This is a genomic window from Cupriavidus phytohabitans (genome assembly GCF_000426345.1).
Lineage (GTDB): Bacteria > Pseudomonadota > Gammaproteobacteria > Burkholderiales > Burkholderiaceae > Cupriavidus.
In genome coordinates, this window is the sequence record NZ_AUFE01000042.1 from 1 (window position 1) to 13,807 (window position 13,807).

12 protein-coding genes are annotated in these 13,807 nt (G+C 68.1%); 2 read left to right on the forward strand and 10 right to left on the reverse strand.

Features of this window, described 5'->3' with window-relative positions; genetic code table 11:
- Window positions 1-399: 399 nt before the first annotated feature.
- From purH to K309_RS0124100, 10 genes are all read right to left on the reverse strand, one after another.
- Window positions 400-1,974, reverse strand: a complete 1,575-nt coding sequence (purH, locus tag K309_RS0124055) for a bifunctional phosphoribosylaminoimidazolecarboxamide formyltransferase/IMP cyclohydrolase (protein WP_029048782.1) — start codon at window positions 1,972-1,974, stop codon at window positions 400-402.
- 22 nt (window positions 1,975-1,996) lie between these two features.
- Complete coding sequence (locus K309_RS0124060; RefSeq protein ID WP_019447044.1) at window positions 1,997-2,230, reverse strand: Fis family transcriptional regulator; 234 nt, start codon at window positions 2,228-2,230, stop codon at window positions 1,997-1,999.
- Window positions 2,227-3,294, reverse strand: a complete 1,068-nt coding sequence (gene dusB / locus K309_RS0124065; RefSeq protein ID WP_029048783.1) for a tRNA dihydrouridine synthase DusB — start codon at window positions 3,292-3,294, stop codon at window positions 2,227-2,229. The genes K309_RS0124060 and dusB overlap by 4 nt, the downstream gene beginning before the upstream one ends.
- Window positions 3,295-3,589: 295 nt before the next feature.
- Window positions 3,590-4,819 (reverse strand): UbiH/UbiF/VisC/COQ6 family ubiquinone biosynthesis hydroxylase, encoded by a 1,230-nt coding sequence (locus K309_RS0124070; RefSeq protein ID WP_029048784.1) that lies wholly within the window; start codon window positions 4,817-4,819, stop codon window positions 3,590-3,592.
- Window positions 4,800-5,282 (reverse strand): hypothetical protein, encoded by a 483-nt coding sequence (locus K309_RS0124075; protein WP_029048785.1) that lies wholly within the window; start codon window positions 5,280-5,282, stop codon window positions 4,800-4,802. Before K309_RS0124075 ends, K309_RS0124070 begins: the two co-directional genes overlap by 20 nt.
- On the reverse strand, window positions 5,279-6,670 hold the full coding sequence (locus K309_RS0124080; RefSeq protein WP_029048786.1) for an aminopeptidase P N-terminal domain-containing protein: 1,392 nt from the start codon (window positions 6,668-6,670) through the stop codon (window positions 5,279-5,281). Before K309_RS0124080 ends, K309_RS0124075 begins: the two co-directional genes overlap by 4 nt.
- A 119-nt stretch (window positions 6,671-6,789) precedes the next feature.
- On the reverse strand, window positions 6,790-7,527 hold the full coding sequence (murU, locus tag K309_RS0124085; RefSeq protein WP_029048787.1) for an N-acetylmuramate alpha-1-phosphate uridylyltransferase MurU: 738 nt from the start codon (window positions 7,525-7,527) through the stop codon (window positions 6,790-6,792).
- A complete protein-coding gene (locus tag K309_RS0124090; protein WP_029048788.1) occupies window positions 7,527-7,850 on the reverse strand; it encodes an AzlD domain-containing protein in 324 nt (107 codons plus the stop codon). The genes murU and K309_RS0124090 overlap by 1 nt, the downstream gene beginning before the upstream one ends.
- Window positions 7,847-8,548: an AzlC family ABC transporter permease gene (locus K309_RS0124095; RefSeq protein WP_232232473.1), complete on the reverse strand. Its 702-nt coding sequence runs from the start codon at window positions 8,546-8,548 to the stop codon at window positions 7,847-7,849. Before K309_RS0124095 ends, K309_RS0124090 begins: the two co-directional genes overlap by 4 nt.
- Window positions 8,549-8,636: 88 nt before the next feature.
- Window positions 8,637-9,671 (reverse strand): aminoglycoside phosphotransferase family protein, encoded by a 1,035-nt coding sequence (locus K309_RS0124100; RefSeq protein ID WP_029048790.1) that lies wholly within the window; start codon window positions 9,669-9,671, stop codon window positions 8,637-8,639.
- Between the two features lie 200 nt (window positions 9,672-9,871).
- Between K309_RS0124100 and K309_RS0124105 the strand changes: the two genes are divergently transcribed.
- Window positions 9,872-12,325 carry an LPS-assembly protein LptD gene (locus tag K309_RS0124105; protein WP_029048791.1) on the forward strand — a complete coding sequence of 818 codons (2,454 nt, stop codon included), beginning with the start codon at window positions 9,872-9,874 and terminating at the stop codon, window positions 12,323-12,325.
- A gap of 9 nt (window positions 12,326-12,334) precedes the next feature.
- Entirely contained in the window at window positions 12,335-13,807 is a 1,473-nt protein-coding gene (locus K309_RS0124110; RefSeq protein ID WP_029048792.1) for a peptidylprolyl isomerase, read from the forward strand.

Consider the following 13,807-nt stretch of genomic DNA (forward strand, 5'->3'; position numbering starts at 1 on the left):
GAGCCCCCGACCTACGATACTGAGCGCGCGCAGCGCAGCCGTAGGCGTCCTCGCGTTGACGCCGGCAGCAGGCGGCCTACGCCCGGCATGGGGATCGTTCAATGGTGGGTCGACGCAGCCACTATCCCAGACTCACCTGGCGTAGCAGGCTCGAACCACTGGCTACATCGAACGGAAATCACCACCGCCCGAACCACCCACACCGCCAACTTGATAGCCAGCCGCTAAGGCGACGCGCTTTTTGGTTACTTTTTGTCGCTCGGACAAAAAGTGACCCGCCCAGGAGGGCGGAACCAGGCGTTTCAACGGCCGACAGCATGTCATCAACGGCGACAACACAGCTTCAAAAGCCGACAGCATGTCACCAACAGCAACAACCCCAGCCGTCAACCAAAACGCTTAATGCCTGAAATGCCGCGTCCCAGTCAACACCATCGCAATCCCACGTTCATCCGCCGCAGCAATCACCTCATCATCCCGCATCGACCCACCCGGCTGAATCACGCACATAGCACCCGCATCCACAACAACATCCAACCCATCACGGAACGGGAAGAACGCATCCGACGCCACGGCGGAGCCAGCCAGCGTCAGCCCGGCATTCTGCGCCTTGATGCTGGCGATGCGAGCCGAATCCACACGGCTCATCTGCCCGGCACCGACACCCAGCGTCATGCCACCGCCACAGAACACGATGGCATTGGACTTGACGAACTTCGCCACACGCCAGGCAAACATCAGATCATCCATTTCCTTCGGCGTCGGATGACGGCGTGTCACCACCCGCAGCTCGGACGGCTGCACGTTCTTGGCATCCGGGCTCTGCACCAGCAGGCCGCCACCGACGCGCTTGAAGTCATACTGGTTGATCCCCTTGCCCAGCGGAATCTCCAGCAGGCGCACGTTCTGCTTGGCCGCGAATACGGCGCGCGCGGCGGCGCTGAACGACGGCGCAATCAGCACTTCAACGAACTGCTTGGCCACGGCCTGCGCAGCGGCTTCATCCAGTTCCACGTTGAAAGCGATGATGCCGCCGAAGGCCGAGGTGGAGTCGGTCTTGAACGCCTTCTCATACGCTTCCAGCGCGTTGGTGCCCAGCGCCACGCCGCAAGGGTTGGCGTGCTTGATGATCACGCAGGCCGCGCCATTGGCCGCGTCGAACGACTTGACGCATTCCCAAGCCGCGTCGGCATCGGCGATGTTGTTGTACGACAGCTCCTTGCCCTGCAGCTGCACGTAGTTGGCCAGCGCGCCATCCACCGCCTTCAGGTCACGGTAGAACGCCGCCGACTGGTGCGGGTTCTCGCCGTAGCGCATTTCCTGGACCTTGTCGAACGCCAGGTTCAGCGTCTGCGGGTAGGCGCTGCGGGCCTGGTGCGACTTGTCGGCGCCGAGGCTGGTCAGGTAGTTGGTGATGGCGCCGTCGTACTGCGCCGTGTGCGCGAACACCTTGGTGGCGAGGCGGAAGTTGGTGTCGTAGCCGACGCTGTTGCCGTTTGCGCGCATTTCACCGAGCACCACGGCGTAATCGGCCGGGTCGACGATGACGGTCACGTCACGGTGGTTCTTGGCCGCCGAGCGCAGCATGGTCGGGCCGCCGATATCGATGTTCTCGATCGCGTCCGGCAGCGTGCAGTCATCCTTGGCCACGGTCTGCTGGAACGGGTACAAATTCACCACCAGCAGGTCGATGGTGGGGATATTGTGCTCGGCCAGCGCGGCCATGTGCTCGGGCAGGTCGCGGCGCGCCAGGATGCCGCCGTGGACCTTCGGGTGCAGCGTCTTGACGCGGCCGTCGAGCATTTCCGGGAAGCCGGTGTAGTCGGCCACCTCCGTCACGGGCAGGCCGCTGTCGGCCAGCAGCTTGGCGGTGCCGCCGGTGGAAAGCAGCGTCACGCCGAGCGCGTTCAGTTCGCGCGCGAATTCGACGATGCCGGTCTTGTCGGAAACGGAAAGGAGGGCTTGCTTGATCATGGCTGTGGGAAACGCTTCAAATTCAAAGTAAACCGTGCTGCTGCAGCTTCTTGCGCAGCGTGTTGCGATTGATGCCCAGGTAGGCGGCCGCCAGCGACTGGTTGCGCTCGGCGCGCACCATCACGGCTTCCAGCAGCGGCCGTTCGACGGCCTCGAGCACCATGTTGTACATATTGGAAGGCTCTTCACCGTCCAGGTCGCGAAAATACGTGTCCAGGCTATCCCGGATGCACTGGTCGATAGCGTTGCGGCTCATGCGGCAAGCAACTCCCCGTTTTTGTTGTTGTTCGCTTCGTCTTTATCTTGTCTGCCCTGATCGTCGTCCACGTACACCAGCCGGTCCGAGAACTGCGCCTGCTCGTCGAAGAAGGCGTTGACCGCCGCCAGTTGCTCGGTGGTGGACTCCAGCGTGTTCATCCGGTGCCGGAACAGGTTCGCGCCGCGCAGGCCGCGCGTGTACCAGGCAATATGCTTGCGCGCGGTGCGCACGCCGGTGAACTCGCCGTAGAAGGCGTAGTGGTCTTCCAGGTGCGCGTTCATGATCGCGCGGATCTCGGCCACCTCGGGCGACGGCAGCATCTCGCCGGTCTTCAGGAAGTGCTCGATCTCACGGAACAGCCACGGCCGGCCCTGCGCCGCGCGGCCGATCATGATCGCGTCCGCGCCGGTCAGCGCCAGTACTTGCCTGGCCTTCTGCGGCGTGGTGATGTCGCCGTTGGCAACCACCGGGATCGAGGCCGCTGCCTTGACCGCGGCAATGGTCTCGTACTCGGCGTCGCCGTGGTACAGGTCGGCACGGGTGCGCCCGTGGATGGTGAGCATGCTGATGCCCGCGTCCTCGACCATGCGCGCGACGCGCAGCGCATTGCGGTTCTCGCGGTTCCAGCCGGTGCGGATCTTCAGCGTGACCGGCACGCGATCACCGACGGCGGCGACCACCGCCTCGACGATGCGCACCACCAGCGGCTCGTTCTGCAGCAGCGCCGAGCCGGCGGCCACGTTGCACACCTTCTTGGCCGGGCAGCCCATGTTGATGTCGATGATCTGCGCGCCGCGGTCGACGTTGTATCGCGCCGCCTCGGCCATCATGGAAGGCTCGGCGCCGGCGATCTGCACGGCGATGGGCTCGACCTCGCCTGCGTGGTTGGCGCGGCGCATGGTCTTTTCGCTTTTCCACAGCTGTGCGTTGGACGCCACCATTTCCGACACCGCATAACCCGCGCCGAGCTGCTTGCACAGCTGGCGGAACGGCCGGTCCGTCACGCCCGCCATGGGGGCGACAAACAGGTTGTTGCGGAGTTGGTGAGGTCCGATCTGCACGATAGGGCGGCGGTTCTGCTGGGGGCCCTGCCGCCCTGGCGGCGCGCGCGCCGGGAAGGATCGGGATGGCCTGCTCTGGTTCGGGGACCTTCTTGTGACGATCGGGCGAAACAGAGACGAAACGGAAAAACATGCCCCTGCCGAAACTGCAGCCGGCGATGGATCGGGACATGTGCGAGGGCGAGATTCTACCGCCAAACGGGAGCGACTGCCCAAGAATTGAGCATCGATGGCGCAATCTGTAGCGGGATCTGTGGTACGTGGCGCACGCGCCACAGATCCCCGATGCCCGACTTCAGCGGCGCATACCGAACATCATGTGGCGCGCCAGCGCGTGCCGCAACGGCGGCAGGCAGGCCAGCGCCGCCAGCGACGCCCCGCGGGCATGCGCGGCAAGCGGGTAGGGCACACCGAACAGCCGCGGCAGCAGGTCGGTGACGCCGATGGTGACCGCGCGGTCGAGCCGATGCCGGCTGGCAAAGGCCTGCAGCGCCTGCGGCGTGCAGGCCGCACGCAGCGAGTCGGCCAGCGCGAAGGCGTCGCGCAGGCCCAGGTTGAGGCCCTGGCCCGCCACCGGGTGCAGCGTCTGCGCCGCATTGCCGACCGCAGCGACGCGGCCGCTGACCGTGACCGGCGCGGCGTTCAGCCCCAGCGGAAAGGCATGGCGCTTGCCCGCCAGCGTGAAATAGCCCATGCGGTCGCCGAAGGCACGGCCAAGTTCCAGTGCGAACTCCGCGTCGGGCAGCGCCAGCCGCCGTGCGGCCTGTTCCGGCGGGCAGCACCACACCAGCGCGTAGCCCGGCACGCCATGCTGGTCGTGCGGCAGCAGCGCCAGCGGGCCTTCCTCGGTAAAGCGTTCCCAGGCCCAACCCGGCTGCGGGCGTGAGCAGGCCACATGGGCGATCAGGGCGGTCTGCCCGTAGTCGCGCGTGCGCGCGCCGCGGCCCTGGTGCCGGGCCTGCTCGTGGAACAAGCCGCCCTCGGCCTGGATCGCCACCCGGGAGGCAAAGACCGCTGTCTGCCCGTCATGGGCGGTGCCGGTCAGCTGCACCGTGCCGCCGTCGGCATCGTCGCCGGTGCCGGCCGATGGTGGCTGCTCGATCTGGTCGATGCGGGTCTCGAATACGCGCTGCAGCCGGTCGGCCGGGCAAGCCTGCGCGGCGCGCGCGAGGGCGCGTTCGAGCACGTCGCACAGCTCGCCATAGCGGACTACATAGCCCAATGCCGGCACGCCGTAGTCATCATGGTGCAACCGGACGTGGCCGAAGCGGCCGCGCTGCGACACGTGGATATGCTCGATCGGGCAGCCTGGCACGGGCCAGGCGCCGATCTGTTCGAGCAACTGGCGGCTGCCGTACGACAGCGCGATCGCGCGCGGATCGCGCGCGGCGCGCGCCGGCGTGGCCGCATCGATCAGCGCGATGCGCCAGTCGGTGGTGCGCAGCAGCTGGCAGGCCAGCGCCAGTCCCACCGGGCCGCCGCCGACGATGGCGATGTCGTGGAGATCAGCTGGTGCGACCGGCATTGTCACTGCCTCCGGTATTGCCGCCCGGGGCATCGCTGCCGCCGCCAGTCTCGCCGGCACCGCGCTTCCAGCAGATCGCGTCAGTGCGCGACTTGCCGGCCGCGGCGTCGCGCAGCGCATTGTCGAGCTTCTGCTGGTTGAAACCGGGCAGCGCGCGCAGTTGCTCGAGCAGCGCGGCATAGTTGGCGGCATCGGCCGGGACCACGCAACCCTGGCCGCTGTCGGGCGCGCCGACCAGGATCAGCCAGGCGGCGCCCGCCCAGGGCTCGCGGTTGGAGACGCGCACCACGACGCGTTCCAGCGTGTCCCACGCGATTTCCTCGCGCTGGCCATCGGGGCGGTGCACCACGACGCGGTCGTCGAACAGGTTGATGATGAACGGTTCTGACGGATCGCGCGTTGGCGAGGCCGAAGCCTGGGTGCGGCCCTGGCCGGGAAAGATTCTGCGCAGCCAGCCGATCATCGCCGGCCTCCGGCGTCGCGCATCAGCGTTTCGATCTCGTCGGCATGTACCGGCACGCCGCGGGTGATCAGCTCGCAGTCGCCATCGGTCACCACGGCGTCATCCTCGATGCGGATGCCGATATGCCAGTAGCGCTCCGGCACGTCCTCCGCCGGGCGCACGTAGATGCCGGGCTCGATGGTCAGCACCATGCCCGGCTGCAGCGGCCGCCACGGACGCTCGCCTTCGCCGCTGTGGCTGGCGACGCGGTACTCGCCCACGTCGTGCACGTCCATGCCAAGCCAGTGCCCGGTGCGGTGCATGTAGAAGCGGCGGTAGCTGCCGCTGGCCAGCACGTCGTCGAGCGTGCCTTCCTTGTTGCGGTCGAGCAGGCCGGTATCGAGCATGCCTTGCGCCAGCACGCGCACGGCGGCATCGTGCGGCACGTTGTAGGGCACGCCGGCGCGGGTTTCGGCGATCGCGGCTTCCTGCGCTGCTACCACCAGGTCATACAACTCGCGCTGCGCGGGCGAAAAGCGTCCCGACACCGGGAAGGTGCGGGTGATGTCCGAAGCGTAGCCGTCAAGCTCGCAGCCGGCATCGATCAGGCACAGGTCGCCATCCTTCAGCTCGGCCGGGCCGGCGCGGTAGTGCAGCACGCAGGCGTTGGGGCCGGCGGCGACGATCGAGTTGTAGGCCACGCTCTGCGCGCCGTGGCGGCGGAATTCATAGAGCAGTTCGGCTTCGAGGTGGTATTCGCGCAGGCCCGGGCGCGTGGCCTGCATCGCGCGCACATGGGCCCCGGCGGAGATTTCGCCGGCGCGGCGCATGATCGCCAGTTCGCCCGCGTCCTTGAACAGCCGCATCTCGTCGAGCACCGTGCGGATATCGATCGCCGCCGACGGCGCGGACACGCCCGCGCGGCCCTGCATGCGCACGGCGTCGAGCCAGCGGCGCATCTGCATGTCGGTGCGGGTCGACTCGGCCAGCGGGTAGGCCACCTGTCCGCGATTGGCCAGCAGCGGCGGCAGCGTCGCGTCGATTTCTTCGAACGAATGCGCCTCGTCGAAGCCGAACGCGGCGCGTGCCCCTTCGGGGCCGTAACGGAAACCGTCCCAGATCTCGCGCTCCTCATGCTTGGGACGGCAGAACAGGATGCTGCGGTCGGCATCGTCCGGGTCGCCGGGCGCGCCGGCCACCAGCACCAGCACGGCCTCGGGCTCGGTGAAGCCGGTCAGGTAATAGAAATAGCTGTCGTGCCGGTACGGATAGTCGCTGTCGCGGTTGCGCATGGCTTCCGGCGCCGTAGGCAGGATCGCCACGCCACCGCCGCCGGCGCGCAGGTGCTGCAGCACACGGGCGCGGCGTTCGCGGCAGGCGGCGAGAAGGGCGTTGTCGGGTGCGGACATGGTGTGGCCTGGGAAAGAGGAGGATCAGGCCGATTCTAACGCCGCCGGGCAGGTTGCAGCGTCGGTGCAGCAAAAGGCGCGCCGCGCCACTGCCATGGCACGGCTCGGGTCCGCCTCGATCAGCGGCCCACGAAGGCGGCCGCCACAGGCGCAATACTGGCGTTCAGCTCGTCCAGCTGCGCCGGCGTGCCGACGTTCTCCCAGCGACCTGCGAAACGTTCGCCCGTAGCGGTGCCCGCGGTGATTGCGGCGCGGTAGAGCGGCGTCATGGCGACACGGCTGCCGGGGGCGATGCCAGTGAACAGGCGCGTGTCGTACAGGCCGATATTGCCGAAGGTAAGGCGCTCGCCATGCGTCGGATGCTCGTCCAGCGACAGTCGGCCCTGGGCATCCATCGCAAAGTCGCCGCGCGGGTGGAATGCGGGGTTGGGCACCATCACCAGGTGCATGCGCGGCTCGGCCGCGCCTGCCAGCGCGGCGGCGCGGGGCAGCAGGGTGCGGAAGTCGTAGTCGCAGAAGATGTCGCCAGACACGGCCAGGAAGATCTCGCCGCGTGCCGGGTCGTGCGACAGCAGCGGCAGGGCCTTGGCGATGCCGCCGGCGGTTTCCAGCGCCTCGGTTTCGGGCGAGTAGGCGATGCGCACGCCGAAGCGGCTGCCGTCGCCGAGCGCGGCCTCGATCTGCTCGCCGAGCCACGCGTGGTTGATGACGATGTCGCGCAGGCCGGCGCGCGCCAGCGCCTCGATCTTCCAGACGATCAGCGGCTTGCCGCCCACGGCCAGCAGCGGCTTGGGGCAGGTATCGGTCAGCGGGCGCATGCGGTCGCCGCGGCCGGCGGCGAAGATCATGACCTTCATCAGAAGAGGGCCTCCAGGGCAAGGAGCGCGGCCATGCCGCCGGCAATGGTCCAGCCGACGCTGCGGGTACGCGCGGCGATCAGGATGGCGACCACGCCGGCCACCAGCCGCGCATTGGTTGGGGTAAGCGCGAGCTCGCCGCCCTGCATCAGCAGGTCGGGGGCGATCAGCGCCGACAGCATGGCGGCCGGGACGAACTGCAGCGCGGTGCGGAACCACGCCGGCAGCCGCACGCGGCCTTCCACGGCGATGAATGACAGGTGGATCAGGAAGGTCGCCAGGCCCGCAGCCAGGAAGACCCATAGCAAGGTCAGCGCATTCATGCGGCCTCCTTGCCGACCGAGCCGGAACGATCCGCCGCCCCGGCCCGGCGCGCGCCGGGGCGGTTGCCACGGCCCAGCACCAGCATGCCGGCGGCGATGCCGCCCAGCGCCGCCACCATCAGCCCGAGCTTGTGCGGCAGGCCGAAGCAGGCCACCGCCAGCACGCTGGCGGACACTGCGGCGGCCACGTGCGAGCGGTGCTTGAGACCGGGCACGATGATGCCGATGAAGGTCAGCGGCAGGAAGAAATCGAGCGGCCAGTCGCGCGGCACCTGGGCGCCGACCAGCACGCCGGCCAGCGTCGACACTTGCCAGCTGGCCCACAGCGCGAAGCCGCCGCCGAAGTAGTACCAGTGGCGGTATTGCGCGCGCGGGCCGGTATCGCCCAGCCGGTGCGTCATCGCGGCGAAGGCCTCGTCGGTCAGCAGGTAGGCGATCAGCGCCTTCCAGCGGCGCGGCAGGTGGGCCAGCGTTGGCGCGATGGTGGCGGAATACAGCGCGTGGCGCAGGTTGACCATCGCCACCGTCAGCGTGATCACCACCGCGGGCGTGCCGGCGGTCCACAGCTGGGTCAGGATCATCTGCGAGGCGCCGCCGAACACGATCGCGCTCATGGCACAGGCCAGCCATGCCGGCATGCCGGCGCCGACCGCCAGCACGCCGTAGATCAGGCCGAACGGCACCACGCCAAGCAGCATCGGCGCGAGCGCGCGCGCGCCGGCCAGCCACTCGCCGAAGGCGGTGATGGCGGGGGGGCGGGCCGGATCGTTGACGTCAGGCACTTCGTCAGAAGGTATAGCCGGCCGGGCTGGCCACGCCTTCCAGCGCATCCAGCAGGCGGATCAGCTTGCGCAGCTCGGTATAGCGGCCGGCAACGCTGCGGGTGTACTTCAGCACCAGCGGCAGGTTGGCGAGGTAGCCGTCCTTGCCGTCGCGGTGGTAAAGGCGCGCGAAGATGCCCAGCACCTTCAGGTGGCGCTGCAGGCCCATCCATTCGAAATCGCGGTAGAACTCGCCGAAATCGGCATTGACCGGCAGGCCGGCCTTGCGCGCACGCTCCCAGTAGCGGATCAGCCAGTCGAGCTGCTGTTCCTCTTCCCATTCGATATAGGCGTCGCGCCACAGCGAGACCGCGTCATAGGTGATCGGGCCGATCACCGCGTCCTGGAAATCCAGCACGCCAGGATTGGCGCCGCCGTCCAGCATCATCAGGTTGCGCGAGTGGTAGTCGCGGTGCACGTAGACCTGCGGTTGCGCCAGGTTGTTGGCAAGCAGCGTATCCATCACTTCGCGCAGATCGGCCTGCTGGGCGTCGCTCAGTGTGGCGCCAAGGTGCCTGGCCACGTACCACTGCGGGAACAGGTCGAGCTCGCGCTGCAGCAGCGCGCGGTCGTACGCGGGCAGTTCGCCGGGGCGGGTGGCGGCCTGGATACGGACCAGCGCCGCGGCGGCATCGGCATACATGCCATGGGCCGTGGAGTCGTCCAGGCGCGACAGGTAAGTCTGGCTGCCCAGGTCCGCAAGCAGCAGGAAACCCTGCGCCAGATCCTGCGCCAGCACGGTCGGCACGGTCACGCCGGCCTCGCCGAACAGCTGGCAGACGTGGATGAAGGGTCGGCAGTCCTCGTGTGCCGGCGGCGCGTCCATGACGATGGCGGTCGGGTGCGCCGGGTTGCCGGTGCGCACGCGGAAATAGCGCCGGAAGCTGGCATCGGCCGATGCGGGCACGCAGGAATCGGGATCGGCGGACCAGGCGGGGCCAAGGCCGGACACCCAGGCCTTGAGCTGGTCCAGGCGTGGGTCGTGGGGAAGAGCTGCCATACAGGAAGGGCGCGGAAAAATATCGTGGAGCGGGGCAAGCCGGCCGCAAGGGCAGGTTTGGATGCCCCGTATAATACCCGACCAGACCCGGGCGCCGGGCGGCCCCCGGGAGGGGCCTTCGTTGCCCCGCAGCCTGCTCTGGCAGGGGTTGGCGGCTTGCAGGCGGCCGCAGCCCACGCCGAGACTGACAACCCGTGCGAATGACCGAACAACGACGAACACCGAATAACAAGGCCTTGCTTTCGCCTGCCTCCACTGGCGCCGCCGCCCGCGCCAGGCTCGCTGGTCGCCTGAATGGCCGCCTGAACGCTGGCCGGCTGCGCCCGCTGGTGCTGGCCATGGCCGGCCTGTCGGCCGGCGCCCAGGCGCAGATGTCGGGCTCGGCGATTCCGGACCTGGATCAGGTCGAGCCGGTGTTCGAAGCCGCACCGCAGGCGCCCGAGCCGCCCACGGTCTCCGGCGAACTGGTGCCGCGGCTGGCCGAGCCCCCCAAGACCAGCGAGCCTGATTCCGGCGCGCCGACCTTCATTGAAGGCGACCGCATGACGGGCTACAGCGAGCGCGGCGTCGAACTCGAAGGCCATGCCGAGCTGCGCCGCGACGGCGGCGTGGTCAAGGGCGACAAGCTGAGCTACGACCAGGATACGGACGAGGCCCATGCCGAGGGCAACGTGCGGCTGTCGCGCAGCGGCACGCTGGCGGTGGGGCCCGAGGCCAAGCTGAAGGTCGAGGCCAACGAAGGCTACATGCTTTCGCCGGACTACTACTTCCAGCAGACCGGCGGCGCCGGCAAGGCCGAGCGCATCGATTTCCTGGACAAGGACCGCAGCACTATCAAGCGGGCGTCGTACACCACCTGCTCGCCGGACAACGCGGACTGGTATTTCAGCGCGAACCAGATCGATCTGGACAGCGACCGCCAGGTGGGCGTGGCCTATGGCGGGGTGCTGAATTTCTTCGGGGTGCCGATCGCGGCGGCGCCGGCGTTCAGCTTTCCGCTGAACGATGACCGCCGCAGCGGCTTCCTGGCGCCGTTGATGGGTTACGGCTCGCGCTCGGGTTTCGACCTGACGATGCCGTACTACTTCAACATCGCGCCGAACCGCGACCTGACCATCTATCCGCGGCTGATGACGGAGCGGGGCCTGCAGCTCGGCGGCGAGTACCGCTACCTGGGGCAGGGCTACTCCGGCCGCATCCGCGCCGAGTTCCTGCCTGACGACCAGAAGACCAACTCGAACCGCTGGGCCTACTCGATCCAGCACAACCAGAACCTGGCCAAGGGCCTGAACGCCTACCTGAACGTCAACCGGGTCTCGGACGACCAGTACCCGGACGACTTCAACCGCAGCGTGGCGCAGTCCGCGCAGCGCCAGTACGTGCAGGAAGGCGGCGTCACCTATAACTGGCAGGATTTCTTCCTGATGGCGCGGGTGCAGAAGTTCCAGACGCTGCGCCCCAGCGAGCCATCGTACGAGCGCGAGCCGCAGCTCAACGGCAAGTACATCCGCTATGACCTGGGCGGCTTCGACGTGCAGGTGGAGGCGGACTACACCCGCTTCCGCATCCCGCTGACGTCCACCGGCTTCCAGCAGCCGCAGGGCGAGCGCATGTATGTCCAGCCGAGCATCAGCTACCCGATCGTGCGCGCCGGCTGGTACGTGACGCCGAAGGTCACGTTCAACGCGACCCAGTACCAGATGGAGTCGCAGGACAATACGCCCAACGCGCAGACCAATTTCTCGCGCGTGCTGCCCACCGTCAGCCTTGATTCGGGCATGACGTTCGAGCGCGAGGCGCCGACCATGAGCCGGCTGTTCGGCGTGAACTACCTACAGACGCTGGAGCCGCGCCTGTTCTACGTCTACACGCCGTTCCGCGACCAGAGCCTGTTCCCGCTGTTCGACACGGTCCAGTCCGATTTCGGCTATGGCCAGATCTTCAGCGAGAACCCGTTCACCGGCTACGACCGGATCGCCGACAACAACAAGATCACTGGTGGCCTGACCACGCGCCTGATCGAGTCGGACTCCGGCATCGAGCGCTTCCGCGGCACCATCGCGCAGCGCTACGACTTCACCGGGCAGCGCGTGCAGATCAATGGCACGCTGGCGGACCCCAAGCCTGGCGCCTCCGACCTGCTCGCCGCGACGACCATCCAGATGTTCCGGGGCTATTACCTGGACATGGGCGTGCAGTACAACCTGGATACCGACCGGGTCAACTACGGCAACGTGGCGTTTTCATACCGTCCCGAGCCGCGCAAGGTCTTCAACGCCGGCTACCGCTACCGCCGTCCGACCGCCGTGACCGACAATACCGCGATCGACCAGTTCGAGTTGTCGGGCCAGTGGCCGATCACGCGGCGTGCCTACGCCATCGCGCGCTTCGCCTTCGACCTGAGCGCGAGCCAGATGGTCGATACGCTGGCCGGCGTCGAATACGCCGCGGACTGCTGGGTCGGCCGCGTGGTCTACCAGCGTTTCCGCAACACCACGCAGGGCTACACCGGGCGGGTCTTCCTGCAGGTGGAGTTCCGTGGCCTTTCCAAGATCGGGTCCAATCCGCTGAACATCCTGCGCCTGAACGTGCCGGGCTACGAGCCCGTGTCCGCCAAGCCGGTGCCGACGACCCAGTACGATCACTATGAATGACGGATTAAGATGAAACGTCAAGAATTCGCCTTGTTTTCCTTTCTCATGACGTCGTGGCACCGCCTGCTGTTGCCGGCCGTGCTGGCCGCGATCGCCGTTCCGGCCGCCGCGCAGCTGAAGGCGCCAGGCACCGGGCGTGCCACTGGCATCTTCGTGCCGCAGTCGTCCGACGTCACCGCGCCGGCGAGCCAGCCCAAGCTCGGCGTGCCGCAGCCCGGCGACCAGAAGCGCTCGCAGCTGGTCGACGAGGTGGTTGCCGTGGTCAACAACAGCGTGATCACGCGCCGCGAGCTGCTCGACCGCGCCGATGAGATCGAAGGCCAGCTGCGCGCCGCCGGCCGTCCGATCCCGCCGCGCGCCGACCTGCTCGGCGAGGTGCTGGAGCGCCTGGTGATGGAACGCGTGCAGACCCAGGCCGCGCAGGAAGCCGGCATCCGCGTGACCGACCAGGAGATCGACCGCGCCATCGAATCGGTGGCGCAGCAGAACCGCATGAACGCCACCGAGCTGCGCCGCCGCGTGGAAGCCAGCGGCATGACCTGGACCAAGTACCGCGACGAGCTGCGCAAGCAGGTGCAGGTGATCCGCCTGCGCGAGCGCGAGGTCGATTCCAAGGTGCAGGTCTACGACGGCGAGATCGACAACTTCCTCGCTGCACGCGGTGGCCAGGCCGGGGCCACCGGCCCGACCGAATACAACGTGGCGCAGATCCTCGTGCGCGTGCCCGAGAATGCCTCGGACGCGCAGAAGCAGGCGCTGCGCGCCAAGGCCGAGGGGCTGCTGAAGCAGGCCCAGGGCGGCGCCGACTTTGCACAGCTGGCGCAAGCCAGTTCGGAAGGCCCGGAAGCCGCGCAGGGCGGCGCCATGGGCTTTCGCGAGATCGGCCGCCTGCCGGCGCTGTTCGCCAACTCGGTGGTCGACCTCCAGCCTGGCGCCGTGGCGCCCCAGGTGGTGGAAAGTGCCGCGGGCTTCCACGTGGTCAAGCTGGTGGCCAAGCGCGCTGCCCCGGCATCCGGCCAGGCCGCGGCAGGCAAGATCACGCAGACGCAGGTGCGCCATATCCTGATCCGCACCGGCCCCAACATGCCCGAAGCCGAGGCGCGCCGCCAGCTCAGCACGCTGCGCGACCGCATCACCCACGGCGGTGACTTCGCCGACGCGGCCAAGCGCTTCTCGCAGGATGGCTCGGCACAGAACGGCGGCGACCTCGGCTGGGTTTCGCCGGGCGAGCTGGTGCCCGAATTCGAGCAGGCCATGAGCCGCCTGCGCCCGAACGAGATCTCCGAGCCGGTGGTCACGCAGTTCGGCGTGCACCTGATCCAGGTGCTGAACCGCCGCGAGACCGAGCTGTCGCCCGAGAAGCAGCGCGACTTTGCCCGCGCCGAGGTCCGCGAACAGAAGCTGCGGGCCGCGTATGATGACTGGGTGCGCCAGCTGCGCTCGCAGGCGTACGTCGAGTACCGCATCAACCGGCAGCGCTGA